This window comes from Streptomyces sp. RLA123 (genome assembly GCF_056270165.1).
On the sequence record NZ_JBWDOR010000003.1, the window covers coordinates 7,338,148 to 7,364,282 of the forward strand.

Annotated in this window: 24 protein-coding genes; 13 read left to right on the forward strand and 11 right to left on the reverse strand. The window is 72.2% G+C overall.

Going from position 1 to position 26,135, the window contains the following annotated elements; all coding sequences use genetic code 11:
• Nucleotides 1-103: 103 nt before the first annotated feature.
• Nucleotides 104-625: a hypothetical protein gene (locus RV983_RS33815; protein WP_475989518.1), complete on the reverse strand. Its 522-nt coding sequence runs from the start codon at nucleotides 623-625 to the stop codon at nucleotides 104-106.
• Between the two features lie 1,105 nt (nucleotides 626-1,730).
• Between RV983_RS33815 and RV983_RS33820 the strand changes: the two genes are divergently transcribed.
• Nucleotides 1,731-2,390: a hemerythrin domain-containing protein gene (locus tag RV983_RS33820; protein WP_475989519.1), complete on the forward strand. Its 660-nt coding sequence runs from the start codon at nucleotides 1,731-1,733 to the stop codon at nucleotides 2,388-2,390.
• Between the two features lie 55 nt (nucleotides 2,391-2,445).
• Here the strand turns inward: RV983_RS33820 and RV983_RS33825 are convergent, their stop codons facing one another.
• Nucleotides 2,446-3,414 carry an amidohydrolase family protein gene (locus tag RV983_RS33825; RefSeq protein WP_475989520.1) on the reverse strand — a complete coding sequence of 323 codons (969 nt, stop codon included), beginning with the start codon at nucleotides 3,412-3,414 and terminating at the stop codon, nucleotides 2,446-2,448.
• Between the two features lie 240 nt (nucleotides 3,415-3,654).
• Between RV983_RS33825 and RV983_RS33830 the strand changes: the two genes are divergently transcribed.
• The 4 genes from RV983_RS33830 to RV983_RS33845 all read left to right on the forward strand — a co-directional run bounded on the left by RV983_RS33830 (nucleotide 3,655) and on the right by RV983_RS33845 (nucleotide 7,227).
• Nucleotides 3,655-3,918 (forward strand): GlsB/YeaQ/YmgE family stress response membrane protein, encoded by a 264-nt coding sequence (locus RV983_RS33830; protein ID WP_475989521.1) that lies wholly within the window; start codon nucleotides 3,655-3,657, stop codon nucleotides 3,916-3,918.
• Between the two features lie 352 nt (nucleotides 3,919-4,270).
• A complete protein-coding gene (locus tag RV983_RS33835; protein ID WP_475989522.1) occupies nucleotides 4,271-5,572 on the forward strand; it encodes a hemolysin family protein in 1,302 nt (433 codons plus the stop codon).
• Complete coding sequence (locus tag RV983_RS33840) at nucleotides 5,569-6,597, forward strand: hemolysin family protein (protein ID WP_475989523.1); 1,029 nt, start codon at nucleotides 5,569-5,571, stop codon at nucleotides 6,595-6,597. Before RV983_RS33835 ends, RV983_RS33840 begins: the two co-directional genes overlap by 4 nt.
• A 183-nt stretch (nucleotides 6,598-6,780) precedes the next feature.
• Nucleotides 6,781-7,227: a nitroreductase family deazaflavin-dependent oxidoreductase gene (locus RV983_RS33845; protein WP_475989524.1), complete on the forward strand. Its 447-nt coding sequence runs from the start codon at nucleotides 6,781-6,783 to the stop codon at nucleotides 7,225-7,227.
• A gap of 758 nt (nucleotides 7,228-7,985) precedes the next feature.
• Here the strand turns inward: RV983_RS33845 and RV983_RS33850 are convergent.
• The 4 genes from RV983_RS33850 to RV983_RS33865 form a co-directional block, all read right to left on the reverse strand.
• Complete coding sequence (locus tag RV983_RS33850) at nucleotides 7,986-8,480, reverse strand: NUDIX domain-containing protein (protein ID WP_475989525.1); 495 nt, start codon at nucleotides 8,478-8,480, stop codon at nucleotides 7,986-7,988.
• Between the two features lie 48 nt (nucleotides 8,481-8,528).
• Complete coding sequence (locus RV983_RS33855; RefSeq protein WP_475989526.1) at nucleotides 8,529-9,665, reverse strand: bifunctional class I SAM-dependent methyltransferase/NUDIX hydrolase; 1,137 nt, start codon at nucleotides 9,663-9,665, stop codon at nucleotides 8,529-8,531.
• Between the two features lie 219 nt (nucleotides 9,666-9,884).
• The gene (locus RV983_RS33860) at nucleotides 9,885-10,343 is read right to left on the reverse strand and encodes an ATP-binding cassette domain-containing protein (RefSeq protein ID WP_475990540.1); all 459 of its coding nucleotides are present in this window, start codon (nucleotides 10,341-10,343) and stop codon (nucleotides 9,885-9,887) included.
• A gap of 781 nt (nucleotides 10,344-11,124) precedes the next feature.
• Nucleotides 11,125-12,219 (reverse strand): hypothetical protein, encoded by a 1,095-nt coding sequence (locus tag RV983_RS33865; RefSeq protein WP_475989527.1) that lies wholly within the window; start codon nucleotides 12,217-12,219, stop codon nucleotides 11,125-11,127.
• A gap of 264 nt (nucleotides 12,220-12,483) precedes the next feature.
• On the opposite strand from RV983_RS33865, the gene RV983_RS33870 reads away from it, so the two are divergent.
• The 3 genes from RV983_RS33870 (at nucleotide 12,484) to RV983_RS33880 (ending at nucleotide 15,070) form a co-directional block, all read left to right on the forward strand.
• A complete protein-coding gene (locus RV983_RS33870; RefSeq protein WP_475989528.1) occupies nucleotides 12,484-13,266 on the forward strand; it encodes a DUF899 family protein in 783 nt (260 codons plus the stop codon).
• A gap of 156 nt (nucleotides 13,267-13,422) precedes the next feature.
• On the forward strand, nucleotides 13,423-14,502 hold the full coding sequence (locus RV983_RS33875) for a hypothetical protein (protein ID WP_475989529.1): 1,080 nt from the start codon (nucleotides 13,423-13,425) through the stop codon (nucleotides 14,500-14,502).
• Between the two features lie 121 nt (nucleotides 14,503-14,623).
• Complete coding sequence (locus tag RV983_RS33880) at nucleotides 14,624-15,070, forward strand: MFS transporter (RefSeq protein ID WP_475989530.1); 447 nt, start codon at nucleotides 14,624-14,626, stop codon at nucleotides 15,068-15,070.
• A 266-nt stretch (nucleotides 15,071-15,336) separates the two neighbouring features.
• On the opposite strand, the gene RV983_RS33885 is transcribed toward RV983_RS33880, so the two are convergent.
• Nucleotides 15,337-16,494: a CapA family protein gene (locus tag RV983_RS33885; protein WP_475989531.1), complete on the reverse strand. Its 1,158-nt coding sequence runs from the start codon at nucleotides 16,492-16,494 to the stop codon at nucleotides 15,337-15,339.
• A gap of 240 nt (nucleotides 16,495-16,734) precedes the next feature.
• Nucleotides 16,735-17,397: a class I SAM-dependent methyltransferase gene (locus RV983_RS33890; protein ID WP_475989532.1), complete on the reverse strand. Its 663-nt coding sequence runs from the start codon at nucleotides 17,395-17,397 to the stop codon at nucleotides 16,735-16,737.
• A gap of 320 nt (nucleotides 17,398-17,717) precedes the next feature.
• On the opposite strand from RV983_RS33890, the gene RV983_RS33895 reads away from it, so the two are divergent.
• The gene (locus RV983_RS33895; RefSeq protein WP_475989533.1) at nucleotides 17,718-17,927 is read left to right on the forward strand and encodes a hypothetical protein; all 210 of its coding nucleotides are present in this window, start codon (nucleotides 17,718-17,720) and stop codon (nucleotides 17,925-17,927) included.
• 12 nt (nucleotides 17,928-17,939) lie between these two features.
• On the opposite strand, the gene RV983_RS33900 is transcribed toward RV983_RS33895, so the two are convergent.
• A complete protein-coding gene (locus RV983_RS33900) occupies nucleotides 17,940-18,902 on the reverse strand; it encodes a LysR family transcriptional regulator (protein ID WP_475989534.1) in 963 nt (320 codons plus the stop codon).
• 134 nt (nucleotides 18,903-19,036) lie between these two features.
• Here RV983_RS33900 and RV983_RS33905 point away from each other — a divergent pair, with 134 nt between their 5' ends.
• From RV983_RS33905 to RV983_RS33915, 3 genes are read left to right on the forward strand one after another with little or no spacing between them, the layout of a single operon-like run.
• Nucleotides 19,037-20,281 (forward strand): MFS transporter, encoded by a 1,245-nt coding sequence (locus RV983_RS33905; protein WP_475989535.1) that lies wholly within the window; start codon nucleotides 19,037-19,039, stop codon nucleotides 20,279-20,281.
• 56 nt (nucleotides 20,282-20,337) lie between these two features.
• On the forward strand, nucleotides 20,338-20,880 hold the full coding sequence (locus RV983_RS33910) for a GNAT family N-acetyltransferase (protein ID WP_475989536.1): 543 nt from the start codon (nucleotides 20,338-20,340) through the stop codon (nucleotides 20,878-20,880).
• Nucleotides 20,867-21,061 (forward strand): hypothetical protein, encoded by a 195-nt coding sequence (locus RV983_RS33915; RefSeq protein WP_475989537.1) that lies wholly within the window; start codon nucleotides 20,867-20,869, stop codon nucleotides 21,059-21,061. The genes RV983_RS33910 and RV983_RS33915 overlap by 14 nt, the downstream gene beginning before the upstream one ends.
• A gap of 7 nt (nucleotides 21,062-21,068) precedes the next feature.
• Here the strand turns inward: RV983_RS33915 and RV983_RS33920 are convergent, their stop codons facing one another.
• A complete protein-coding gene (locus tag RV983_RS33920) occupies nucleotides 21,069-22,127 on the reverse strand; it encodes a helix-turn-helix domain-containing protein (protein WP_475989538.1) in 1,059 nt (352 codons plus the stop codon).
• A 757-nt stretch (nucleotides 22,128-22,884) separates the two neighbouring features.
• Between RV983_RS33920 and RV983_RS33925 the strand changes: the two genes are divergently transcribed.
• Nucleotides 22,885-25,326 (forward strand): ATP-binding SpoIIE family protein phosphatase, encoded by a 2,442-nt coding sequence (locus RV983_RS33925; protein WP_475989539.1) that lies wholly within the window; start codon nucleotides 22,885-22,887, stop codon nucleotides 25,324-25,326.
• A gap of 21 nt (nucleotides 25,327-25,347) precedes the next feature.
• Here the strand turns inward: RV983_RS33925 and lepB are convergent, their stop codons facing one another.
• Nucleotides 25,348-26,100: a signal peptidase I gene (gene lepB, locus RV983_RS33930; RefSeq protein ID WP_475989540.1), complete on the reverse strand. Its 753-nt coding sequence runs from the start codon at nucleotides 26,098-26,100 to the stop codon at nucleotides 25,348-25,350.
• Nucleotides 26,101-26,135: the final 35 nt, after the last annotated feature.

Below are 26,135 nucleotides of genomic sequence, written 5' to 3' on the forward strand. Positions count from 1 at the left end.
CGGGTCCGCCGTGGGCAGGGGGCCGAACAGCGCGCTGCCGGCGTTGTTGACCAGGACGTCGATCTCCGCGTCAGAGGCCGGCCGGCACCGTGCAGAGGGCCGGTCAGGAAGCCGCTCGGTAGAGGCCGCGCCCCGTGCGCCGCACCCGGGAGGCGCCGACAAGCCGGTCCAGCGTGCTGCGCACCGCGTTGATGCTGCCCGTGTTCGTGTCGCGGCCCAGAGCGGCGGCGACGTCGCGTGCGCGCACCTCGGTCCCGCCGATGGTGGCCAGGTACTCCAGGATCTGCTCGGTCAGCCTGCCGTAGTTGCCCTGTGCGGCCCCGGCGCCGGGCCGGTCCTCCGGAAAGGTCACGGACGCGGCCTCGGCCGTCGCCGCCGGCTCGCCGGCAGCGGCAGGGAACCGCTGCCCCTCGTCGACGGAGTCATCGGTGACCCCGTCGAGGGGAACGGTGGGCATCAGCTTCTGGAGCGCGCCCAGGGCCCTGCGTACAGAGCCGAGGTGGGCGACGACGGCGGCCAACTCCCGCTCCAGGCCGTAGCGTTGCGCCTCGAGGCGCTGGAGTTCGTCCTGGAGCGCCCGAGCGGTGGCCTCGATGTCACGAGCAGTGTGCGTGATGAAGACCATGCGCCCTCCATCCCCGGCCCCGGGCTCCGGCGTGGTGTCGTACGGGCCGAACGTCCCCGTCGCCGCATCCTCGAGGGGCGCGCGTAAGGTACGTGACACATCGGCCCGCCTGATAGACAGATTAGTACGGCGCGCGGTGACACCGTCACCGTCCATGCCACGGCGTTTCGGCCGAGTACGGCGGGCCGCACAGTCGTGCAGAGCCCGTCCTGATGGGCGCCCGGAGCACATCACACGGTCCATCGTGACACGGTGTATTCCTGGGCGCGCGTCGCATGACGGTGCTGGGTCGATGGTCCTGGAATGCCCTCTTCGTCGGGGCGCCGGCGCGAAGACAGTGTTTGCGAGACGTTTTGGTTTGCTACGGTGTCACTCGCGTCGGTCGGGCAGACCGACGGAATCACATCACCGTTGTGGCGGTGATCCTCGCGGCGGTCCCCTGTGGACGGGCCGCACAGAAGACTCCCGGTGTGGATCTGTGGGGAGACCTGCGCCGGGAATACGGGAGCGCCCCGTGCGGAGCCTGTCGGGGGTCTCGGCACGGGGCGCTCCCCCATGTCGGCGCGGCCACCTGCGGCGCGATCCAGGGAACGCGAGTCCCAGGAACACCGGGGTACTGCCTGGCAGGCCTTCCTTCCGCGAGAGTCGATGACGAAGGACGCCGCGTTCGCGCCACGCCCGCGAACCAGCGGAAAGGGCAGGCCGGAGCACCGGTCGCGGCCCTTCGTTCCGGGATGTGGACAGCGGTCCGCTCCCCGTGACATGGGGAGCTATAGTGCGCAATGTTTGGTATAGAATTCAACTTCTACCACTGTTCTTGCGGCTCGGGCTGCCCGTGCGACGCGGCGTTTTCGGCCCCGGAGTGGTTCTCGGCCGCCGGGAGTCGGAGCCGAGCGGCCGCTCCCTACTGCTCCACTAGTGCCCCACATGGCGTGACAGTGGACTTCCCGCCATCGAGACACGGAAGCCCGCAGCCGATCATTCGCCGGTCCCTGCGGTTGCGCACGTGGGCTGCCACCAGGTCAGTGGGCCCGTGGCCGGTACCGACGGCAGCGGCCCGCGACCACCGAAAGAGGAACCAGTGCGTTCGACCACCGACGAACCCATGGCCGATGTGCGAGACATGTACATGACCCACACCATGATCCGCCGTGAATTCGGTCTGCTCCCGCAGCTCGTGCGGGACGTGACGCCGCACGACACCAAGCGCTCCGAAGTCGTCGGCGCCCACGCCGAATTCGTCTGCAGGATCCTGCACTTCCACCACGAGGGCGAGGACCTGATCCTGTGGCCGCTGCTCCAGGAGCGGGGCCGGGAGGAGGCCGAGGCCATCGTGCCGATGATGGAGGAGCAGCACCACGCCATCGACGCCGCGAACACCGAAGCGCTCCGCCTGCTCCCCAAGTGGCGGTCCACCGCGCGCGGCGGCCATGACCTCGCCGAGGTGTTCGACCGGCTGCTCGCCGCGCTGCTCGAGCACATGACGATGGAGGAGCACCGGATCCTTCCCCTGGCCGAGAAGTACGTCACCGCGGCCGAGTGGCGGCAGCTCGGTGAGCACGGCATGGGCGAGATGCCGAGGAGCGTGCTGCCCCTCGCCTTCGGCATGGCGATGTACGAGGGGGACCCCGAGGTGATCAAGGCGGTTCTCGCCGGTGCCCCCGGGCCCGCCCGGCTGATCATGCCGTTCCTCGCGCCGCGGCTGTACGCCAAGCACGCCATGCGGGTCCACGGCACCGCCACCCCGCCGGGCGTCTTCCGCTGACCCGCGGCCCGTCCGGGGACCGGGCCCGCGTCGTTCCTGACGGACCGGCAGGCGGTCATCCGGTCAGACGGGGGAACAGACTGCGGGCGTTGCCCGAGGTCATCATGTGCTTCCCGGTGGCGTCGAGCGCGTCCGTGGCGGCCAGCGCGGCGGCCAAGGCCTTGACGGCCGGTGCGGAGGTGAACGGATAGTCGCTGCCGTACACCAGCCTGTCGGGGGCGACGAGAGCGAGCAGCGCCGGCAGCGCGCGGGGCAGGGCGGCGCCCGCCACGTCGTAGTGCAGCCCGCGCAGGGTCGCCACGACGTCGACGTCGGTCCCGGACATCCGCGCGAACGTGGCGATCCGGTCCGCCGTCACCGGAAGCGCCGCTCCCGCGTGCGGCACGACGAACCGGATGCCCGGATACCGCTCGAGCACGCGCCGCAGGACGAGTGCGGCGACCGCGCGTGTCGTGTCGAAGAGGAACTCGGCCATCGGACGCGGGAATCCGAGGGCGGTCCGCTCACCGCACGCGGGGGACGTCGGGTGCAGGAGCACCACGGTCCCGCGGCTGTGCAACTCCGCCATCAAGGGCTCGAAGTGGCTGTCCCCGAGATACACCCCGTCATAGTGGGTCAGCAGGATCACTCCGTCCGCGCCGAGCACGTCCAGGGCGTGCCCCAGTTCCGCCAGCGCGGCCCGGACGTCGGGCAGCGGAAGCGACGCCAGCAGGCCGAACCGCCGCGGATGCTCCCCGACGACGGCCGCGCCCTCCGTGTTGACGGTGCGGGCCAGCGCAGCGCGGGCGGTCGTGTCCCCGAGCGACACACCGGGGGAGGAGACGGACAGCACCGCGGTCGCGACACCGGTCTCGTCCATCAGCGCAAGGGCCCCCTCCGGACTCCACTCGGGGATCGCGGGCATCCCGTCGGGGTGCGCGTGCCCGGCGTCGGTCAGCGCCCTGCGGTAGGACGGGGTGATGTAGTGGGCGTGGACGTCGATCGCCCCGCCGAGCCCGGCGAAGTCCTGTGCGGCGGCGGCCATGGCGCTCCTCGGTACGGATCGGCTGATCGGGCCGGCCGGTCGCATCGGTCCGATCGGACCGATCACAACACCACCTCCGCCGACGCCGCGGCACATCGTCCGTGTCGCCCTGGGCTCCGCCCGGAAGGCCCACGGCACAACCCCGCGCGAACTGTTACCCGGACTGCCCGAAGTCGTCGGCATGCGGGGGGCGATCGGGGGCACATGACGGGCGACGAGCTTGTTCACAGGGAGGCGGCCATGGAGATCTCGGGCATCATCAGTGCCATCATCATCGGCGTGATCATCGGCATTCTGGGACGTCTGCTGGTCCCGGGACGTCAGCACATCGGCGTGATCTGGACCATTCTGATCGGCATCGTCGCGGCGCTGATCGGCTCGGCCATCGCGGCCGGCGTGGGCGTCGCCGACACCAAGGGCGTCGACTGGGTCGAGTGGCTCATCCAGATAGCGCTGGCCGCGGTGGGCGTCGCCGCCCTGGACCGTGCGAAGGCGCCTCGCTGATCTTCGTCTCCGGACACGGCACACACAGGCCCGGGCCACTTGGCCCGGGCCTCTGTGTCACTCCCGCCGCTTCCCCCCCGCTGCCGCGGTGCCCGAAGCCGTCGGGGGGAACGGAATCTGAACTGCGCTGCCGGGCCGGGGAGTTCCCGGGCGGGGCGAACGGGTGGCCAGAGCCCGGCCGGCGGCTCAGGGTGGCCGCTACCGGGTACCTTTGCCCGTCCTTTACCCTGGTGGAGACGTCACCGTTCCGAGCCCGAGAAGGAGCCGCGGTTCCCGCGATGGACCACCCTCCCAGTACCGACCGTGTCATCCCCCCTGAGATCCGCCGAAGCGGGGGAGCGGGGGTGACACGGTGACCGAAGTCCTCCTCCTGCTGCTGGCGCTGCTGCTGACCCTGGCGTGTGCGGTGTTCGTCGCGGCGGAGTTCTCGCTGACCACGGTCGAGCGCGGCGAGCTGGAGCGGGCCGCGGCCGCCGGCGAGCGCGGCGCAGGCGGCGCGCTCGAGGCGGTACGCCGGCTGACCCTCCAGCTGTCCGGTGCGCAGCTGGGCATCACCGTGACGTCGCTGGTCATCGGCATGCTCGCCGAGCCGTCCCTCGCCGTCCTGCTGACCGGCCCGCTGCGGGCCATGGGCCTGCCCGGGGGCGCGGCCTCCTCGCTGGCGACCGTGCTCGGCGTGGGCCTGTCCACGATCGTGCTGATGGTGATCGGCGAGCTCGTGCCGAAGAACTGGGCGATCTCCCGCCCCCTGGCCGTCGCCAAGACCGTGGCCGGTCCGCAGCGCGGCTTCACCGCCGTCTTCGGCCCGTTCATCCGGCACCTCAACGAGGCGGCGAACCGCCTTGTGCGCCGCTTCGGTCTCGAACCCGCCGAGGAACTGGCCTCCGCCCGCACCCCCGAAGAGCTGATGGCGCTGGCCCGTCACTCGGCGGCCGCGGGCCTGCTGGAACCGGACTCCGCGGAGCTGTTCGTGCGCACCCTGCACTTGAGCGCGCTGACCGCGGAGAACGTCATGACCCCGCGTGTGGACGTACGGGCCCTGGAGGCCCGCGCCACCGCCGCCGACGCCGCGAACCTCACCCTGGCCACCGGTCTGTCCCGCTTCCCGGTCTACCGGGACAGCATCGACGAGGTCGTCGGCACCGTGCACATCCGCGACGTCCTCGCCCTCCCCGCCGCCGCACGGGGCCGCACACCCGTCACCGCCCTGGCCACCGCGCCGCTGCTGGTGCCCGACAGCCTGCCCGTCGACCGCCTCCTGGAACGCCTGCGCAGCCGGCGCACCATGGCGGTGGTCATCGACGAGTACGGCGGCACGGCCGGCGTCGTCACCGTGGAGGACGTCGTGGAGGAGGTCGTGGGCGACGTCCGCGACGAGCACGACCCGCACGAAAGCCCCGACCTGGCACCCTCCGGCGACGGCGCCTGGGAGGCCGACGGCAACGTCCGTATCGACCAGCTCGCCGAGATCGGCCTCACCGTCGCCGACGGCCCCTACGAGACCGTGGCCGGACTGATGGCCACTTCACTCGGCCGCATACCCGCCCGCGGCGACCAGACGGAGGTCGACGGCTGGCGCATCAGCGTCCTCAGCGTCGACCACCACGTGGCCGAGCGGGTCCGTGTCGCGCGCATTCCGGAGGACGTCCGATGACCGTACTGCAACTCGCCATCGGCGCCCTGACCCTGCTGACCAACGCCTTCTTCGTGGGCGGCGAGTTCGCCCTGATCTCGGTGCGGCGCAGCCAGGTCGAGCCGCGTGCCGAGGCCGGTGACAAGCGGGCCCGCACCGTCGTGTGGGGCCTGGAGCACCTGTCCGCGCTCCTGGCCACGGCCCAGCTGGGCATCACCGTCTCCTCGCTGGTCCTGGGCGCGGTCGCGGAGCCCGCCATCGCGCATCTGCTGGAGCCCGGCTTCGAGGCCGCACACGTCCCGCACGGGCTCGTCCATCCGATCGCGTTCGTGATCGCCCTCGCCGCGGCCACGTACCTGCACATGCTCTTCGGCGAGATGGTCCCCAAGAACGTCGCGCTGGCCGCTCCCGAGCGCGCCGCGCTGCTCCTCGGGCCGCCGCTGGTCGGCCTGACCCGTGCGCTGCGGCCGGTGATCTTCGGCATCAACGCCTTCGCCAACACACTGCTGAGACTGCTGCGCGTCGAGCCGCGGAACGAGGTCACCGCCGCCTTCACCGACGACGAACTCGCCCGTCTGGTGCAGGACTCCAACGCCGCCGGGCTGCTCGACGCCTCCGGTACCGAACGGCTGCGCGACGCCCTGGAACTCGGCACGCGGCCGGTCGGCGACATCCTCGTGCCCGCCGGCCGCATGGTCACCGTCGATGCCGCGGTCACCCCGGACGGACTGGAACGGCTGGCGGCCGCCTCCGGCTACTCCCGCCTGCCGGTCACCGGGCCCGACGGCGACGCCCTGGGCTTCCTGCACATCAAGGACACCCTCGGCGTCACCGACCGCGACCGGCCCTTCCCCCGTGCCGCGATCCGGCCCGTCATCCGGCTGCGGTCCACAACACCGCTGGACGACACCCTCAGCGCCCTGCGTTCTGCCGGCACCCACCTCGCCGCCGTGACCGACGCGGACGGCACGCTCCTCGGCTACGTGACCATGGAGGACGTCCTGGAGGAACTCGTCGGCCCCGCGGCTCCGGCGCCCGCGGGCTGAGGAGCCCGACCGGAGTGCGGGCGCGACCGGGGCCGGATCGTGCCCGCCGCCGCGGTGCCGTCCTGCCGCCGTCCGGCTGACCGGCGGCACGAACGGCGTGTGGCGGCGGGTTCGACGGGGAATGCGCGGAGCGGCTCATGGTGTTGGTGGGTCGACAGTGACATACGGAGAATGGAGAACGGCGTGCCTTTGGTGGGTGAGTACCAGCCGAGCCCGGAGCAGTGGGTCCGCGATCAGGTCGAGTTGTACGAGGGTTCCGACGGTGCCGAGGGGACGACGCTCCGCGGCAGGCCCGTGATCATCCTGACGACGCTCGGCGCGAAGTCAGGCAAGATCCGCAAGACCCCGTTGATGCGCGTGGAGCACGACGGACGCTATGCCGTCGTGGCGTCGCAGGGCGGCGCCCCGAAGCACCCGGTGTGGTACCACAACCTGATGGCCGACCCCCGGGCCGAGCTCCAGGACGGACCGCTGCGCCAGGACATGACGGCGCGGGAGGTCACGGGCCAGGAGAAGGCGGAGTGGTGGGAGCGCGCGATCGGGGCGTGGCCCGACTACGCGGAGTACCAGACGAAGACCGACCGTGAGATCCCGGTCTTCGTCCTGGAACCGGCGACGAAGTCGCACTGAGCCCACGGCCCGGCGCGTACCCGTGCCTGCCACGGGTACGCGCCGGGTACGCAGCGGCCCTGGCTCCGGCGTGATGGGGCCAGGACCGTCTTCCTCCCCGCGCCGTCACCTGCGGGTACTGCCGTCCGCGCCGCGTCGCGCGGGTGCCTCGCGGCGCGTCCGCCGCCGGACCGCGGCATCGGCGGTCAGTGTCTTGCCGTCCACACCCCGGACAAATGGCGGTCGTTCGTGGCAGACTTCCCGCGCCGCCGCGCTGCGCTCGCGGCCGACCGGATACCGATCGACGCGTGACTGTCGGGCGCGTATCTGGCGGGTGCGGTGCGGACGACCGCCTGCGCATGATGTGAAGGCGACAGAAGAGACGCATCGGAGGAAGCGCCGTATGACCGACGGGGCCAGCCCCGCTCCCCACGCCGATCCCGCTCTGGCCCGCGACTGCACCCACTGTCGCGGATGGGGAACCATCATCACCGACCTGGGCCGCCACGAACTGTGCCCGCACTGCCAGCACGTACCGGTGTCCCGGCCGTCCGACGCGTCGCCCCAGGGCGGCGCCCGCCGCGCATCCCCGGCCGGACCTGTCTCCAGGACGTAGCCGACCGGGCAGCGTCACGGATTCACCGCTGCGCCCGCAAGCACCCACCGGGGCTGCGGGCGCGGCGCGTCCGTACCGGCTCCTCGGTCGCCGCGATGCGTGCCTGCGTCGGGAGGGGCCGCATCAGGCGATGCGCGATGTCCCCGGCGCGGAACGACGCACATCAGGACCCGGTCTGTTCGAGGTAGCAGGGGATGCCGTCCCGACGTGCCCGGACGACGGCGGCCAGATGCCGGAAGGCGGCGTCGGTCATCTCCCTCCGCCACTCCTCCAACGACCGCACACGGACCTCGATGTGCTCGGCCGGATCCAGCACGATGCCGGCGATCTGCTCCTCGGTGAGCCTGCCGCCGTCGAAGATGAACCCGATCTTGTGGGCGGGCCAGTCGGGGCGCGGCATCAGGAAATGGATGCCCAGCAGGCGTGGTGTCCGCGCGATCTCCAGCCCGGTCTCCTCCAGGCCCTCGCGGACCGCGCACTCCCAGGGGGTCTCGCCCGGGTCCATGTTGCCGCCGGGCCACTGCCACGTCGTCCGGTTCCGGACGGAGCGCAGCTGGATCGGCCGGTCCTCCTGGTCGGTGACGAAGAAGCAGCCGTACACCGTGGCTTTGGGGAGTTGGGCAACGTACTGCACCGGCGGGAGCCAGGTTCCGCTCACGTCTGCTCCTGGAGGGTAGGGCCTGCCGCGTCGTGGGCGACGGCACGATCAGGCGGTCGGCAGTTCGGCGTCGCGTGCAGGCGAAGCCATCTGCTCGCGCAGCCGCGCGGCCTCGGCGGGTTCTTTGGGCACCGGCGGGGGAGTGGCGGCCAGCGCGTAGGAGCGGACGGCCGGGAGCCCGGGCAGCACGCCGGGCCAGACCGCGTTCAGAACCTGGGCGGACGGAGCGAAAAGGGGGCCGATGCCGGCCAGGGCGTGGAGGTCGTGCCATTCCCAGCGCAGGAACCGGTGCGGTTCCGGCAGGGCGAGCGTGCCCTCCCAGCCGGTCACGCGGACGACGGCGGTGACGCGGCGTACATCCTCCACGTCGTCGTGGAGGAACGTCAGCAAGTACGCGTTCTCCTCGCGCGCGAGAAGCGCGGTCTCCTCCGCCAGTTCCCGTACGGCCGCGGCAGACGCGGACTCCCTCGTCTCGATCCGGCCCCCGGGCAGCTCCCACATGCCCCGAGTCGAACGCCCCAGGAGCACCCGACCGGCATCGTCGGTGACCACCGCCGCGGCGCCGAACACGGTCTGCGGGCCTGGCCGGCCCTTCTCCACCGCGCTGAACGACCCGGTCGGGCCCCGCAGTACGAGCACCGCCAGCGCCCCGGCGTCGTGCCGCCGGGCCTCCTCGAAGCCCTCCGCGAGCAGCGCCAGCTCGTCCTCGTCCAGCGCGATGTGACGCCGCTCCGCGGGGGTGCGTTCCGCGACCGGGGTGATGACCACGAGGACACCGCCCACCCTCAGGCGGGCCGCCAGACGGCGCAGCACACGGGTCCGATCGCGGATGAAGGCGACGGCCAGCCGCACGGTGATCAGGTCGTAGTCCTCAGCCAGGCCGGCCAGGCCGCCGCGCTCGACGTCCAGGCACAACCAGCGCACCGCGTCCACCCCGGCGTGTTCCGCCCGGGCCCGGGCGAGGGCGCCCTCGGCGAAGTCGGCCGCATCGACGCGGTAGCCCAGCGAGCCCAGGAACACGGCGAGTTCGCCGGTGCCGCAGCCCATGTCCAGCGCTCGCCCGCCGTCCGCCGGGGCCAGGGCCGGGGCATGCTCGACGAGCAGGCGTTTCTCCTCGTTCCCCAGAGACCTGAAACCACGGCCGCTGTCGTAGTGCTGGGACCACTGGGCCCGGGTGTACTCCACGGATCGCTCCTCGAAGGTCGAAGTGAACGCGCTTCCCGCGGCGCGCGGCGCCCCATGACCGCCGCCGTTCCGCGGCCCCCCACCGGCGCGGGGCCCGGAGGGCGCGCGGTGCCTTACCGCAGCTCGACGGGCCCGTATGGCGCGGCTTTCACGGTCTGTCGCCGATCGACAGGAGCGACCGGTGGGCCGGATCCGGGGAGTTGACGCCGCGAGGGTCCGTCATGGCGTCACCTTCTCGGGGGGCACCGCAGCGGCGCGGGGCTGGTAGCCGCCGGCCTGGAGGGTGAACATGCCGGCGTAGACGCCGCCGACGGTCATGAGTTCGTCGTGGGAGCCGGACTCGACGATGCGACCGGCGTCGAAGACGTAGATCTGGTCGCAGTCGACGACGCTGGCGAGCCGGTGCGAGATGAGCACGGTGATCTGGTCCTCGCGCAGCCGTCCGCGCAACACCGCCTCGTACACCGCGTGTTCTGAGGGCGGGTCCATGCTGGCCGTCGGCTCGTCCAGGAGCAGCAGCGGGGCCTTCTTGTACAGGCCGCGGCCCACCGCGACTTTCGCCCACTGCCCGCCGGACAGCTCCTGGCCGCCCTTGAACCGCTTGGACAGCAGTGTGTGCCATTGGCGGGGCAGGTCGGCGATGACGGTGTCGGCGCCGGAGGCGCGTGAGGCGTCCAGCGCTCATGGCGGCGGATGCGAGCTGGCAGACGACGACCGTCGTGGTGGCGGCGCGGTCGGCCTGCCAGGCGAGCCGCCCGATCAGAGCGGTGATCTTCGGCAGCCGGACGAGGACCTGGCGCACGCTGGCGCCGGCGGCGGCGCCGTCGTGCACCGACCAGTACCCTCCAGCTCCTCGGTCATGTCGCCGTCGTGGTCGCCGCCCTGCCCGCCGGTGGCTGTCGTGGATGCGGACGGCAGGGGGAGCGGGTCGGTCCGCGGTCCCGGGACGTGTCCGGCTGCCGCCTCGGTGGGCCCGCTCATGCCGCCCACCCCGTATCCGCCCGTGCCGGCCCGAGGGCGTGCGCGCCCGCGGCCGGCTGCCGCCGCTGTTCGAATCCTGAGGGCTGAGACGCGGGGGCGGGTACGGGATGCATGGCGTCCTCCATCGGGGCGGCGATGTGGCACTGGTGCTCTAAAAACGCGCCGGATCGGGTCCCGTTACGGCTGCTCCCGGGGGCAGTTCCTGAACGTATGTTCCGGTGGGGCCGCTCGGGGGTGAGGTCCGCGGCACGCGGTTCCCAAACTCGTTCGATTGGGGGACACCCCCTCCCCGAGCGATTGCCGCCACGGCTGCGGCGGCCGTCCGCGCACGACTGGACGGGGTGTGGCCGAGGTCTCGGCCACACCCCTACGGCCGGCGGCACACCGCGAGGCCCACGGCCGGACGGGAGGCCGAACGGCCGGGAGGGGGGCCACGGCTCGTGGGGCTCAGATGGCCACCGTGCACGCGCCGTACCCCTCAGGCCGTTTCGCCGTAGCGCTCCCCCGCGTACGCCCGCAGAACAGGGACGACGGCCGCCGCGCCGCCGGGCAGGCGGTCCAGCCGGACCAGGGCGTGGGCCCTGTGGCCGTCGACGAGGTAGCCGTGCGGGAGATTCGCACCCGCGCCCGGCAGGGGCCACACCACGAGCCAGGGCTGCGGCTCCCTGAGCGAGGCGACGCGGCGGCTGACCGTGACGGCCGAGATCTGTGTCCAGGCGAAGTACTGCTCGGCCTCGGTGACCTCGCGCATGCCGATTCCGGTGGGGCCGATCCGCAGCCGCAGCGGCTTGCGCCAGCGGTGGTAGGAGCGGCCGGCGAGGAGCCAGAGGGCCAAGGCGCCCAGCAGACAGAAGGTCTTGAGGAGTTCGAGGCCCGGGGTGTCGCGCACCAGCTCCCCGAGCGAGCAAGTGAGAGCGGCGGCCGCCGTCGCCCAGACCAGGGTCCAGGTGCCGGCCCGCCGGCTGCCGATGAAGACCTGTTCCCCGCCCGGTACGTTCCGTTCGGGCCCGGACACGGTCACCGGGATCGGCGGGCGCATCGTCCGCGGAGCCGTCTCGAAGAGGGCGCCGGCGTGCTCGATGAGGGCGGTCGTCAGCGCTGTGACGCCCTGGTCCAGGTCCTCGCAGTCCACGACGGTGTAGCGGGTCCTGCCGTCCCCGGTGCGGTCCGCCTTCCGGGGGAGCGTCACGTCCGGTGCCGGCCACAGTGTCAGCCGCGGCTTGGGCGGTGTGGTGCTGTCGTCGGTGACCGGGTCGTGCAGCAGGGCGACCGCGTCGATCTGTTCCCAGGCGAGCTCCGCGTCGTGCAGCGCGATCCCGAATCCGTCGATCCGCAGCCGGAACGGCCGTCTCGCCTTGCGCAGGTCGTGACGCCCGGCGACGGTCGCCAACGCGGACAGGAACAAAATCATCAGCGGTATCGCGACGTTGTCGCCTCTGTCACCACCGGCAGTCGCATCGCCGTTCATGATGCCCGCGACCATCCACGCCAGGGCGGCCGCCGACACGGCGGCCCCCGACGCGAACAGCCGCCGCCCGCGTCGTCCGAGTGTCCCCTCCACACTGAATTCCATTGCCCCGTCCCCCCGTTGGCAGCCCACCCGGCATCCATGATGCGGCTCTGCCGGCCCGGTTCCCGTCCTCGCCGACGCGCTGGTTGCCCAACCGTGACGCCCACGGGACACCACCGTCGCGGGGGCCGCTCCGCGGGTCCGCCGACGGGGTTCGTGCAGTTTCGGCCGAGAGTGTCCCCGGTGCGATGAGTTCCGGGAGGGAGGCGAGTCTCTTGTGATGACCGGCGCGGGACGCTGCCCGCACGAGACACCACGGAGGACACCATGACGACCATGCCGAGTGACCCGGCCACCGCCCTTCCCGGCCGCCCGCCGGTCGTGGACCTGGCCACCTGGCAGGCCGCGCGCGACGAGCTGCTGGTCCGGGAGAAGGCCCACACCCACGAGGGCGACGCCATCGCCGCGGCCCGCCGCGGGCTGCCGATGGTGGAGTTCGACGGGACGGCCGAGGTCGTCGGAGCCGACGGCCCCGTACCGTTCCTGGACCTGTTCCAGGGACGCGACGAACTCGTGGTCTACAAGCACATGTGGCACGACGGCGCGCCGCACCAGGGGCAGTGCGAGGGCTGCACCACCACGGCCTGGCACCTGAAGGACGCCGTCTACCTCAACGCGCGCGGCGTCTCGTACGCCGTCTTGACCACGGGCCGGTGGGACGAGGTGGCGCCCTACGTCGGGTTCATGGGCTACACCCAGCCCTGGTACTCGGTGCGCGACGTGGACGCGCCCGTGGGCGGCCCGATGGGGTACCTCACCTGTTTCCTGCGGGACGGGGACCGGGTGTTCCTCACGTACTCCACGACGGGCCGTGGCAATGAGCGGGTGAGTGGGTCCCTCGGCCTGCTCGACATGACGCCCTACGGCCGTGGTGAGACGTGGGAGGACAACCCCGAGGGCTGGCCCGAGGGGAACAACGCGTGCTGGACCTGGCGTTCGGACGCGGACGGGAAGGCCACCTGGGGCCCGACGAGCCGCCCCGTGCCGCAGTGGGCCCGGCCCGGCGCGACCCCCGTGGAGACCCTCGGCCGGCTCGGTCACCACCACTGAGGCGCCCTGGCGCAGGCGGATTGCCGGGCCGCCTGCGCCAGGAGCCGGCCGCCGCTGACGGGTCGACCAGGCTCCTTTGCCGCGCGGGCGGCGTACTCCGCGGATTCCGGCGACCTGGGCATGATGATGCCGACAGCGCGCGGCTAAGGTGTGCCCGTGATCTTCAAGAGGAAGCCGGGCGCCTCCGGCCTCGCCGCTGTGGTGTCCGAGCTGGAGCAGGGCGTTGCCGTCCGCGACGGTGCCCGCACCGAGCGTGCCTTCATGGCCACGATGAACGCGCTGCAGTCGGCGAAGGACGCTGAACGCGTCCTGGCCGGGCCCCGGTTGGCGGCGCTGCTGCCGGCTTTCCCGCCTACTGGACCGCGTCCGATGCTGGCGACGGCAGCCGGCTTCTGCGTCGAGAGCGGGGCCGATCCGGTGGTCTGCGCGGAGCCGATCCTCAGCGGTGTCCATCAGGACCTGCGCGATGCGAGGGAGTTCGCCCGCCGGTGGACCGCCACCGGTCAGGCCGAGGACGAACTGCCGCAGCCGGACGTGAAGATCATCGACGACGCTCTGCTGACCCGCCTGGGCGGCGACGAACTCGAAGCCACGAGGCTCGCATTGGCCTGGTGCTCGGTCGAGGAGTGGCAGCCGCCCGCGCTGGCCGTGCTCTGCCGGAGCGCCGAGACGCGCCGCCGGCACGGGTCCGCGCTGCTCCCCGCCTGCCGCGATGTCGCGGCCCTGAAGCGGCACGACCTCAAGTGCCTGGCCTATGCGCTGGCCGTCCTGGACGACGAGCCTCTGCTGGTGCTGCACAAGCCGACCGGGACCGGCTTCGAGGTCCGCATCGGGGGTATCGGGGACAACTTCCAGTTGCACACGCTGCTCGCCCACGTCCTGATCGGCGGTGGCCACGTGCGGGGCACAGCGCCTTCGGCGGAGAGCGTCCGCCTCGCCACGGACCCCCGGCCCGGCCGGGGACGCACCGAGACCGTCGCGACCGGCGCCTTCGAACTCCTCGCCCCGGACGGTGAGCGGATCTGGAACGAGGGCCTGCCCGACGACGTCCCGGTGGTGGAGGGACGCCGCCTGCTCGTGCTGGACGAGCCGATGTACCAGCGCAGTTGGAACGCCGACCGGTTCTTCCCGCTGCTCCCGGGAGCAGCCGAGCTGACCCGCGTCCTGCCCGCGGACGAGGCACGGACCTGGTTCGCCCGCACCTCGTTCGGCACCGGGACCTCCCGGACGTCCTGACCGGGCGGGAACGGCCGGGCGGGAACGGCCGGGCCGCCGCCACGGCCGAGTTCGAGCCGACCGCACGCATCCCGGCTACCGTCGGGAGGGCCTCGACGGTGGTCCGGCCACAAGGCACGGCATGATCACCCGGGTGGACGTTGACAATGAGGTGCTGGACCGGCCCCCCACCCGCTGGGGCGTGTTCGCCCGGCGCGACTTTCGCATGCTGTGGCTGGGGGAGACCGTCAGCGCGCTGGGCAACAGTGTCAGCGCGGTAGCTCTCCCACTGATCGCGGTGGTGGGGTTGGGCGCCAGTTCCACTGCCGTGGGTGTGCTCGCCGGCGCGGTCTGGATCCCGTGGCTGCTGGTGGGTCTGCCGATGGGTGCCTGGGTGGACCGGATACGCAAACGCCCCCTGATGGTGGCGTGCGACCTGGTGGCCGCCGCGGCGCTGGTGAGTATTCCGCTGGCGGCGTGGCTCGATGCGCTCACCTTTCGGTACTTGCTCGTCGTCGCGGTGATCTGCGGCACCGCGGCGGTGTGCTTCAACACCGCCTGCTCGGCCGGGTCGCGGCGACGGCCATGATGACCAACCACAGCACCATCCCGCTCGGATCCCTGCTCGGCGGCCTGCTCGGAGACGCGGTCGGGTACCGACCGGCCATGTGGATCATGACCGGCATCGTTGCGCCTTGCTGGCTCATCCTCGCCATGAGCCCGATACGGCGTGAACGTGACCTTCCGACGCGCCCGGAGCAGCCATGGTGACTGCCGGGCACTCCGCTCCCCCTCCAGCCACCGACCCCATTCGGCCGGGATGCTGCGCAGGGCCTCGGCAGGCGTCGGGGAGCACTACTGGGGGGCGGGCGTCAGCCCCGTGCACTGGCGCAGCTGCTCGTAGCGGGTGCTGATGCGCCGCTCCGCCGCGCTGGTCTGCGGTTCCGGTACGCCGTGTCCGTCCACGAGCGCGGGCGTGAAGGCGGCCGCGGTCACCGCGCCGTGCGTCACGGTCAGGGTCGTCACGCCGGTCTCGTCGGAGTGCGGGTAGGGGGAGGATCCGTACCAGAGGAAGTTGCCGAGGCCGTAGGCGACGTAGGTCGGCCCGAGCATGCCGGAGCCGAGCATGACGTGGGCGTGGGTGCCGACCACGGCCGTGGCGCCGGCGGCGGACAACTGCGCGGCGATGGACCGTTGCTCGGGCCCGGGACAACTCTGCCCCTCGGTGCCCCAGTGCAGGTAGACCACGACGACGTCGGCCCGCGCCCGCGCGGCGCGCACGGCGTTCACGAGTCGCGCCGGGTCCAGGGCCGAGGCGATTCCCGGTCTCCCGGGACCCGCCCGGAATTGGGCGTTGGTGAGGTCTTGGATCTGGCTCGCGGCGAGCACGGCGAGGCGCACACCGTTGACCTTGGTGATGTACGGCCGGTAGGCCTCGGTGTCGTTCGCGCCGATACCTACGACGGGTATCGGTGAGGTGTGTGCGGCGGCGATGCTGTCGGCAAGACCCTGGGGACCGTAGTCGACGGCGTGGTTGTTGGCCATGGTGACCGCGTCGATGCCCGAGCGGCGCAGTGCGTCCAGTGCCTGCGGCGGTGTCCGGAAGTGGTACAGCTTCGGCTCCGGTGTCCCGCGGGTGGTGATCGCCGACTCCAGGTTGACCATGGCGAAGTCGGCGGCCGACAGGAACGGGGACAGCGGGCCGAGGGCGGGATCGACCCCCAGCCGTACCGCTGTGCGCTGCGTGAAGTGCACGTCGCCGGCGAAGGCGAGGGTGACCGTGCCGGCGGGTTCGCGGTGTCGGGCGGAGGCTGTGGTGGAAGGGGAGGCGGCCGGTGCCGACGCTTTGGTGTGCGCCGGGGCATCGGCGTCGGTGGGAGCACCGTTGTGCCCGGACACCAGGTACGCGGCCGCCGCGGCTGTCACGACGACCACTGCGGCGCCCAGCGCGGTCTGTCTGCGGCGCCGCTGCCGGCTGCGGAGGGCGGCATGGCGCGAGTGCGGTTCACGCATCGGACAACTGTACGATCGATTCGTTCGGGACGGTCCGGGGAATCTCCGGTGTCAGGCGTGACGAGGTGCGTTCGCGCGCCGAACGCCGCACCGCTCCCGGGGGCAGCGGCCGCCGCCGATGGCGGGCGTCATGGACCTCATGGCTGGACAGGACACCCAGGCTGCGGTCGGAATGAGATCGCCACGGGCGCATGTGGTTGCGATACGGCAACGACTCCGCGGTGGAGCGCCGGCAGCCGGTCAGGAGGTCCCCACCGGGGCCTTCCGGGCGAGCAGGTGGACCTCACGGAACTGGCGCCGGTCGGTGGGCTGCGGCTCACGAACCATGCGGGCCACCTCGGTCAATCCGGACCGGCGCAGCAGCGCGGCCAGGTGATCCGGCCACCAGCGATAGGCCGGAGCGACCGCGTGGTCGAAGAGCTGCGTCGGCTGGGACCCGTCATCGGCGGCCGAGAAACCCAGCAGAAGATGGCCGCCCGGGGCCAGCACGCGGTGGAACTCCGAGAGGACGGCGGCGAGTTCTCGCGGCGGAGTGTGGATGATGGACCAGCGTGAGAGCACGCCGTCCAGCGCGCCCTCGCCGACGTTCACAGCTGTCATCGAGCCCACGTCGAACCGCAGACCAGGATGGGCCTGTCGCGCCAACGCGATCATCTCGGACGAGGCATCGACGCCGAACGCGGCAAGTCCCAACTCGCCCAGATGGGCGGTGACATGACCGGGACCGCACCCCAGGTCGGCGACCTGGCCGTCGCCGCTCGCGCGTACGGCCTCGGCGAAGGCACTGAGCATGGCCCGGTCCAGTGGCCGGTCACGCAGTTCGTCGCTGAACCGTTCCGTATACAGGGCGGCCACGGCGTCGTAGGCCTCGCGGGTGGCGCTGAGGGTGTCGGCATCGGCCATGGTCGCGACCTTAGTCCCCGAGGCCGTGGCGAGAGAGGACAAGCGCGACTCCGGGGGTTCGCGATGGAATTCCGTGCTGTGGCGGATCCGGACGGCGACCGAGGAGGGCCGGCGGCCGGAGCGCTGCCGCCGCACCGGGAACTGCGCATCGTGCGAGGTGCGTCGGTAGGGGCATGAGAGAGCGTGGAGAACCCACGGGCGCCGTGGGCTGCCTCGTGGCGGCTGTCAGTGCGTGTGTCGGGTTCGGGGTCTGGCTTCAGGGCGCCCGTCCGGCTCTTCGGGGAAGTTTCGAAGGCCAACGGGACTGGAGCCTGCTGTATGTGGAACTGCCTTTCATGCTGCTCGGAGTGCCGGCGGTCACGCTGGCGGTCTGGGCGGCGGCGCGTGGTGTGCTCGGTCGCGGTGCCGGGACGAGTGCGCGGGCCGCGCTGCCGGGCGGGGCGGCCGCGGTCACGCTGGTGGCACTGACATGGGTGTGCCTCGCGTGGCTGAACATCCGGGTCGACGCGTTCCTCCAGGGCGATGCGTGACCGCGGCGGCGTTCAGCGCGGGAGTACCCAGCCCGGTCTCCAGGTCCCGGGGGCGTCGTGGCCGCCGGCCGCGGTGGCCAGGTGGGCGCGGAGGGTGGCCAGCGCCGGGTGGGGGTTGTCCCGGTGCCAGAGGAGGGAGTGCGGGTAGACGGGCGTCGGATCGGTCACCGGGATGCGGCGCAGGCCGTGGCCGGCGGGCCAGCCCGTGGGGGTTCCCCCCAGCGGTAGCCGGGGGAGCATGTGCGCGCCGATGAAGGTGGCCAGTGCGGGGGTGTCGGCGACGGTGTCGAGGAGCGCGTCGGAGCCGAAGTTGGGGCCGGTCGCCTCGATGGTCAGGCCGAACTCGGCGACGAGGTCGTCGTAGTAGGCGGCCCACTCGGTACCGGGCACGATGCCGGGCATCCAGATCCGGTGCCCGGCGAGCCGGGCGACGGTCACCGACCGTGCGCCCGCCAGTGCGTGGGCGGGGCCGGTCAGGAGGTCGAGAGGCTCGTCGAGCACCCGCACGGACTCGATGTCCTCGGGGAGGGGCCGGCCGGGCGCGGCGACGGCGCGGAAGGACGCGTCGATCTCACCGGACCGGATGGCGGCGATGGCCGTCTCGATGTCGAACAGCATCACCACGTCGAGCTCGATCTCGGGCTGCGCGCGGTGGAAGCCGCGCATCAGGCCCGACGCCGCGCCGCGTGAGGCGATGATGTCGACGCGCAGCGGGCGGCGGCCCGCGCGCACGGACGCGACCGCGCGCTCGGCCAGGCGCAGCAGCTCGCGCGCGTGGGGGAGGAACGCCTGCCCGTCGATGGTGAGCTCGACACCCCGCGCGGTGCGGGTGAACAGCCGCACGCCGAGGTCGCGCTCCAGCGCGGCGATGCGCTTGGAGACGGCCTGCTGGGTGACCGCGAGCTCGGCGGCGGCCTCCTGGAACTGCCCCGCGTCGGCGGCGGCGACGAAGGTCCGGACGGTGTCGAGGTCCATGCCGACACCCTATGGCCACAACCATTGGTTGTGGTTGCTGCTCCCGCGGTTGTTTGATCCCCGGGTACGGCGTTCGCTTTGATGCTTGCGATCACGGACCGGTCGTGCGGGGTGAGTGGCGGAGGGCGTCGGGCATGAGGAGCGGGCATCGGCTCGGGCGGCAGTTCGGGTGGCTGTGGGGCGCGTACGGGACCAGCGCGCTCGGCACGTGGCTCGCCTTCGGCGCGTTCCCGCTGATCGCCGTCCAGGTACTGCACGCGGGACCGGCCGAGGTCGCCGCGCTCGCGTCCGTGGGTGCCGCGGTGGGCGCCGCCGTGGCGGTGCCGCTCGGCCCGTGGGTGGAGTTCCGCCGCAAGCGGCCGGTGCTGATCGCGGCGGATCTGGTGCGATGTGCGGCCCTGCTGACGATCCCCGCCGCGTTCGCGCTCGGCGTGCTCACGTTCCTTCAGCTCCTGCTGGTGTCGGTCGTCGTCGCCGCGGCCGACATCAGCTTCCGCGCCGCCTCCGGTGCGTACCTGAAGACGCTGCTGCCGGCCCAGGACCTGCTCGTCGCCAACAGCCGGTTCGAGTCCACGGCCTGGACGACCACGATCATCGGGCCTCCGCTGGGCGGCGCCGCGATCGGCTTCCTCGGTCCGATGGCGACGGTGGTGGCCGACGCGGCCAGCTACCTGCTCTCCGCCCTGGGCATCCGCGCGACGGGCGGGCACGAACCGCGGCCCGAGCGGCAGGCAAACACGCGGATGCGGGCGCGTGACCTGCTCGACGGCTGGCGGTACATCCTCGCCGACGCGACGCTGCGCCCCCTGTTCTTCAACACCGCTGTCTTCAACGGTCTGGTGATGGCCACTCAGCCGCTGCTCGCCGTTCTGATGCTCGGCCGACTCGGGTTCGCGCCGTGGCAGTACGGCCTCGCCTTCGCCGCGCCCTCGATCGGCGGCCTGCTCGGCTCGCGGCTGGCCCGGCCGCTCGTCACCCGGTTCGGGCAGCACCAAGTGCTGGTCGCGTCCGGGGCGTTGCGCGTTCTCTGGCCCGTCGGGCTGGCCTTTTTGGGGCCGGGCACCGGAGGGCTGCTGCTGGTGATCGGGGTCGAACTCGGGCTCATCTTCTGCTGCGGGGTCTTCAACCCCGTCTGCGCCACCTACCGCCTCGAACGCACCGCGGCCGACCGGGTCGCCCGCACACTGTCGGCCTGGGCGGTGACGACAAAGGCCTCGACCGCGCTGCTGACCGCTGTCTGGGGCGTGCTGGGCGGCCTGCTCGGGCCGCGAACGGCCGTCGGCCTGGCCGGTGTGCTCCTGCTGGTAACCCCCCTGCTGCTCCCGCGCCGGACGGCAGGGCGTCTCGCCGCGCCGGAGCCGGAGCCGAGCCGGACCTGATCCGCGGGCCGTCGCGGGGCCACGTACGCTCGTGCGTCTCGTGATTCCATTCCGGCATGACCATCGAGTACTCCGCAGGGCGGGGCGGCGAGCGGGACCCCGCGGTACGGCCCAGGACCGAGGACGACGTCGAAGAGTGCGTACGCGTCCTCGCGCGGGTGCACCAGCGTGACGGTTACCCGGTCAACTGGCCGGACCGGCCGAGCGACTGGGTCACACGGGCCTCCGCGCTGGGGGCCTGGGTCGCGGTACTCGACGGTCGCCTCGCCGGTCACGTCGGCCTCTCCCGCAGTACGGAGGGAGACGCGGCCCCCGCGCTGTGGGGTGACCGGAACGGTGCCGGCCCGCAGAAGACCGCGGTGCTGAGCCGGCTGTTCGTCGATCCGGGGGCCAGGGGGCACGGGATCGGCACGCTGCTGATCGGCCGGGCCGTGGCGGAGGCCCGGCTGCTCGGTCTGCATCCGGTGCTCGACGTCGTGGCCTCCGACACGGCGGCGGTCGCGTTGTACGAGCGCCTCGGGTGGGAGTTGCTGTCCGTGGTGGAGCAGGAGTGGGGCCCCAGGCAGACGGTGGCCATCCGGTGCTATGCCGCGGGGTGACGGGCGGGAGATCGGTGCCGGTGCCGGCGACGAGGGTGACGCGGTCGGTCAGGGTGTTGCGGGTGCCGACCACCTGCTCACCGAGGTGCCCGACGCCGCATACGCGGCGACGGTGCTCGCCGCGCGGGCCGGCCGCCACGCGCTCGGCAGGGTCGACCGCTGCCGCCCGCGCTCGGCCTGACGTTCCGTCAGCGGAGGGCGGCGACGTCTTGGACCGCGCCGGCCTGCGGGAGGCCGGCCTGACGCCACTCCGCGGGTGACGCGCCGTAGACCGACCGGAAGGTACGGCTGAAGTGCGCGTGGCTCGCGAAGCCCCAGCGGTGCGCGATGGCCGCCACGGTCTGCCCCAGGAGTTCGGGGCGTACGAGGTCCCTGCGGCAGGCCTCGAGCCTGAGGCGCTGGATCCACCGGCCGACGGTCATGGGCTCGCCTTGGAAGAGCTGGTACAGATAGCGGACGGAGATGTGGTGCGCCGCCGCGACGGCGGCAGGGGAGAGCGACGGGTCGTTGAGGTGGGCGCGGATGTAGGTGCGCAGGCGCAGCAGCAGGGCCGCCTCCACGGCGGGTGTGGCCTCCTCCTGGACGTTCCCCTCCAGGGCGACCAACGCCGTCAGCACGTCGACGATCCCCTGCCTGAGGAACTCCTTCGGGGCCGGCGCGCAGATGCAGTGGTCCGTGATCGTGACGAGCCCGTTCACGTACGACGCGAGGATTCCGCTGATTCCCTGGCCGGGGGAGTAGGCCCGGCCGGTGACCAGGCGCAGTGCCGAGTCGGGGAGATCCACCAGTTCGCGCGGCACGGTGGCGACGTGCTGGCGCACCGGGCCGGCGAAGTCCAGGACATAGGGCCTGCGGGTGTCGAGGATGACGAGCTCGCCGGCGGCCACCGGGGTTTCCCGGCCGTCCTGGGTCGCGACGCCGGCTCCTGTCCTTTGCAGGCTCACGACCAGTGAGTCGTCGCCGTCCGCGGCGATGAGCGGCGCTGTCCGCGCCATCCGTTGCGGGCTTGCCTCGAGGGAGCCGACCTGGACGCCCGCGACGCATGCCCGCCGTATGGCGCCATGGATCTTGGTCTCTGCCCGTGTGCGGACCTCCAACTGGATGAACGCCCTGCGTATGGCGTCCGTCCAGTACTCGGTCCTTTCCTCGGGCGGCTGGATGTCCGTAGAGAATGCCTGGATCACGGTGTCCTCGCGATGGGCCAGGAGGCAGTGGGTTCCTGGGGCCTGCGCAGCGCGTCCGCGCATCACACGCCATGGGAAAACCCCTTACTCTGCCACCGTAAGGTCCTGGCGTGGCCACGGGCGGCCTGCCGGCCGAGGGTGCGGGACACCCGCAGGGATGCGACGCGGAGACTGCGGGAAACCCAGGAAACCGCCCTGTGAGGTCGTCCGGCCGGCGACGGGACCCCAGTGCCGTTCCACCCCTTCTGACGACCTCCGCGATCCGCCCGCGGTCGGATGTGATCGGCGAGAAGGCCGTGAGCCGTACGACGGCTCCGCGGCAGGCGGGTCCCTCAGGCGCGACGGGCCGCGGCGTGGGACGCGTACCGGCCGGCGTCCCGGAGTGGGGACGACCAGCCGGACGGGGAGCCGGGCCGTCGCCGCGACGGCCGTGACGACCTCTGCTGCGCGGGTCGTTCGACGCTGCCGCCGACGCGCTGTCTCCCGGGAGGGCACTGACGGGCTGATGACCGAGACGCGCTTTTGCCTGTGAGCGCGCGGTCCTTTGCTCCTCAACGCAACGCCCGGCCAGTGGCGTGGAAAGCGTCCGCGCCACCGTCCGCGCAGGTGCAGACTGTAATTCGATTCTCAGTCCTTTCTGTCGACGCAGACGGAATGGGGGACCGCATCGGAGTTGCCGGGCAGTCTCGGCAGCGCGCACCGGGCAGCGCCCGCTGCACCGCGGCACACCCGTGACCTCCTGCGCATGTCCGCAAGCAGATTCGGCGAGCACACCTACGCCCTGGCTTGTCGAGGATCCACATCAGTCAGGAATCATCCGATGACAGCACGCAAAGGGCGGATCACCGCCGCAACTTGGGGGGTCTCGGAGGTCGTCGGCACACCGATCGCGATGATCGGTGCGGACGGCACGGTGTCGGGGTGGGCCGGGTCCGCCCGGCACCTTCTCGGCTACTCCGCGGGGGAGGCGGTGGGTCGATCCGCCGCGACCATGGTGGCGTCGGCCGGGCACTGGGCGACGGCCCGCGCGCTGGCCCGGCGCTCCTGCCCACCGGGAGCGTGGGCCGGCCCGGTCGAGGTTCGCCACCTCGACGGACGCGCACTCGAAGTGGGGCTGCGCCTCTCGCGGTTGTCCGGGCCGGAGGACGACCCCCGCTGGCTCGTCTCGGCCACCCGCGTGGACGGGGCGGTGGACCCGCCGGCGATGACCGCACTCCCGTTGTCGTCGCTCCTGGGCAGTGCACCGGTGGCGATCTGTATCCGTGACACGACATTGCGCTGCGCCTGGGTGAACGACACCGCGGAAGCCCTGGACGGCATAGCCCCCGCGGCGCGGTTCGGCCGGCGGTTGTCGGAAGTGCGGCCCAGCGCCGAATCCGACGCGCTGGAGACGGTGATGAGGAAGGTGCTGGACAGCGGGACCCCGGCGCTCGACCTCGAGTACCCGCAGTGGCTCTCGGCAGGCGGCGCCTGCGGCCCCTTCGAGGGCTCCTACTTCCGCCTCGACGGTGCCGACGGCAGCGCAGTGGGTGTGTGCTCCATGTGGGTGGTCGTCGCCGACAGGGACCGGGCCCGCGAACGCCGGGCGATCCTGAGCGACGCCGACAGCCGTATCGGGACGACCTTGGACGTCGCGCGGACCGGGCAGGAGCTGACCGGCCTCGCGGTGCCGGCCCTGGCCGACTTCGCGATCGTCGACCTGGCGGACTGGGGCCTCCTCGGCCCGGATGCGCTGCTCCACCCGGCCTCGGTGGACGGGCCGGTCCCCGTGTTCCGTCGCGTGGCCCTGACGTCGATCCACCAGGGACTCGCGGAGCCCTTGTGGACACCGGGGGAGGTGATCCTCGCGCCTCCCGACTCGACCTACGGCGGGGTCCTGTCCACCGGGAAACCGGCGAGGACAGTCCTGCGGCCCTCCCGCCTCGATCCGGGAGACCCCTGGGCCGAGAAGATCCGCAAATACGGGATCCATGCCTTCATGGCGGTGCCGATACGAGCGCGCGGCGAGGTGCTGGGCGTGGCGGCCTTCGCCCGGTCGCGGAATCCGGCGCCGTTCGAGGAGGGCGATCTGCTCCTGGCCCAGGAGCTTGTGGCCCGGGCCGCGCCGAGTCTGGAGAACGCCGGCCGCTACTCCCGCGAGCGTGCGGTCGCCCTGGCCCTGCAACGCAACCTGCTCCCCCACCGTCCGACCGGCGGATCCGCCGTCGAGGTGGCCTCGCGTTATCTGCCCGCCGACATCGTCGCGGGCGTCGGCGGTGACTGGTTCGACGTGATCCCGCTGTCCGGTGCCAGGGTGGCGCTGGTGGTGGGGGATGTGGCAGGGCACGGCATCGAAGCCGCCGCGACCATGGGCAGACTCCGCACCGCGGTGCGGGCCCTCGCCTACCTGGACCTGCTGCCCGACGAGCTGCTCACCCATCTCGACGACCTGATCACCCGCATCACCCAGGAGCATGACAACGTCCAGGGATCCTCGGCCCAAGTCCTCTGGGCCACCTGCCTGTACATGGTCTACGACCCCGTCACACGACGGTGCACGATGGCACGAGCCGGTCACCCGCCCCCCGCGATCATCGACCCCCAGGGCCGCATCACCTTCCCGGACCTGCCCCCCGGAACGCCCCTCGGGGCAGGGGAGTCCTCGTTCGAAGCGGTGGAGCTGGAAGTGCCCGAGGACAGCGTGCTCGCCCTCTACACCGACGGCCTGGTCGAGTCCCGGACCCGGGACATCGACGCCGGGATGGACCGCCTCAGGACGGTCCTGGCGCAGCGCGGCCGCTCACTGGAGAATCAGTGCTCCGACGTCGTCGACGCGCTGTCGGCACAGCCGCCGGACGACGACGTCACGTTGCTCCTGGCCCAGACGCGCGTACTGAGCCCTCACCAAGTCGTCTCCTGGGACCTCCCCCCCAAGCCCGCCGCGGTGAGCAGCGCACGGTCCCTGACCGCCCGGCAGCTGACTCGATGGGGGCTGGAGGATCTGGTGGCGTCCACGGAACTCATCGTCAGTGAACTGGTCACCAACGCCATACGCCACGGGAAGGGACCCGTCGGTCTGCGCCTGATCCGCGACCGGGTCATGACCTGCGAGGTCTCCGACACCAGCAACAGTCTTCCGCGGCTGCGCCACGCCCGCCCCACCGACGAGGGCGGCCGCGGCCTGCTCCTCGTCAACCGGCTCTCCCGACGACGTGGTACCCGCTACACGCGGGGGGAGGGGAAGATCGTGTGGGCCGAGCAGGAAGTGACACCCGGCACATGACGTGCGCCGGGCCGCCGGGCCTCACGGCTGGTCGAAGGTGGCGGGCACCGGGAGCGTGGACCACCGTGGCACCGGCCAGGCGACGACGAAGGCCCGGCCGATGACATTGTCCACGGGCACGAAGGGGCCGCCCGGGTCCTGGAGGTGGGCCCGGGAGTCCCGGGAGCCGTTGCGGTGGTCGCCCATCACCCACAGATGGTCCTTCGGGACCTTGACGGTGCCGACGGGGAAATCGTCGCACGGCGTGGCGCCGGGGTAGATGTAGGGCTCGTCCAGGGATTTCCCGTTGACCGCCACGGGTTTGCCGCTCTCGCACGTCACGGTGTCGCCGCCGACCGCGATCACGCGCTTGATGAGGTCCCGCTCGTTGGCCGAGGGCATCAGACCGACGAAGGCCAGGGCCTTGGTGAGCGCGTTCGGGCCGCTGCCGCTCTGCTGCGCCGGCTGGTCGTCCAGCCAGCCACCGGGATCCCGGAAGACCACGACCTCGCCACGCTCGGGCTCCGCGCCGAACCACGGGGTGAACTTGTCGACCAGGACCCGGTCGCCGACCTGAAGGGTGTTCTCCATCGAACCCGAGGGGATGGAGAAGGCCTGCACGAAGAACGTCTTGATCCCCAGGGCCAGGACCAGCGCCACCACGATCAGGATCGGCAGCTCCTGCCACCAGGGGCGCTGCTTGCGTACCCTGGGCGGCCGCTTCCGGCGCGCCGCCCCCAGGGCGCCGTCTTCGGTCCCCTCGGTGTCGGTCCGGTCGTTTTCCCCGACCGTCATGGCCGCTCCTTCGTGCTGGCTGACAAGTGATGGTC

What these genes read in the sequence shown, in the direction of transcription:
- RV983_RS33825 (WP_475989520.1), bottom strand. Translation starts at nt 3,414, where the DNA reads ATGGCCGCCGCCGCACAGGACTTCGCCGGGCTCGGCGGGGCGATCGAC.
- RV983_RS33915 (WP_475989537.1), top strand. Translation starts at nt 20,867, where the DNA reads ATGCCGCGGGGTGACGGGCGGGAGATCGGTGCCGGTGCCGGCGACGAG.
- RV983_RS33820 (WP_475989519.1), top strand. Translation starts at nt 1,731, where the DNA reads ATGGCCGATGTGCGAGACATGTACATGACCCACACCATGATCCGCCGT.
- RV983_RS33925 (WP_475989539.1), top strand. Translation starts at nt 22,885, where the DNA reads ATGACAGCACGCAAAGGGCGGATCACCGCCGCAACTTGGGGGGTCTCG.
- RV983_RS33900 (WP_475989534.1), bottom strand. Translation starts at nt 18,902, where the DNA reads ATGGACCTCGACACCGTCCGGACCTTCGTCGCCGCCGCCGACGCGGGG.
- RV983_RS33840 (WP_475989523.1), top strand. Translation starts at nt 5,569, where the DNA reads ATGACCGTACTGCAACTCGCCATCGGCGCCCTGACCCTGCTGACCAAC.
- lepB (WP_475989540.1), bottom strand. Translation starts at nt 26,100, where the DNA reads ATGACGGTCGGGGAAAACGACCGGACCGACACCGAGGGGACCGAAGAC.
- RV983_RS33905 (WP_475989535.1), top strand. Translation starts at nt 19,037, where the DNA reads ATGAGGAGCGGGCATCGGCTCGGGCGGCAGTTCGGGTGGCTGTGGGGC.
- RV983_RS33880 (WP_475989530.1), top strand. Translation starts at nt 14,624, where the DNA reads ATGATCACCCGGGTGGACGTTGACAATGAGGTGCTGGACCGGCCCCCC.
- RV983_RS33830 (WP_475989521.1), top strand. Translation starts at nt 3,655, where the DNA reads ATGGAGATCTCGGGCATCATCAGTGCCATCATCATCGGCGTGATCATC.
- RV983_RS33910 (WP_475989536.1), top strand. Translation starts at nt 20,338, where the DNA reads ATGACCATCGAGTACTCCGCAGGGCGGGGCGGCGAGCGGGACCCCGCG.
- RV983_RS33890 (WP_475989532.1), bottom strand. Translation starts at nt 17,397, where the DNA reads ATGGCCGATGCCGACACCCTCAGCGCCACCCGCGAGGCCTACGACGCC.
- RV983_RS33870 (WP_475989528.1), top strand. Translation starts at nt 12,484, where the DNA reads ATGACGACCATGCCGAGTGACCCGGCCACCGCCCTTCCCGGCCGCCCG.
- RV983_RS33865 (WP_475989527.1), bottom strand. Translation starts at nt 12,219, where the DNA reads ATGGAATTCAGTGTGGAGGGGACACTCGGACGACGCGGGCGGCGGCTG.
- RV983_RS33885 (WP_475989531.1), bottom strand. Translation starts at nt 16,494, where the DNA reads ATGCGTGAACCGCACTCGCGCCATGCCGCCCTCCGCAGCCGGCAGCGG.
- RV983_RS33920 (WP_475989538.1), bottom strand. Translation starts at nt 22,127, where the DNA reads ATGCGCGGACGCGCTGCGCAGGCCCCAGGAACCCACTGCCTCCTGGCC.
- RV983_RS33815 (WP_475989518.1), bottom strand. Translation starts at nt 625, where the DNA reads ATGGTCTTCATCACGCACACTGCTCGTGACATCGAGGCCACCGCTCGG.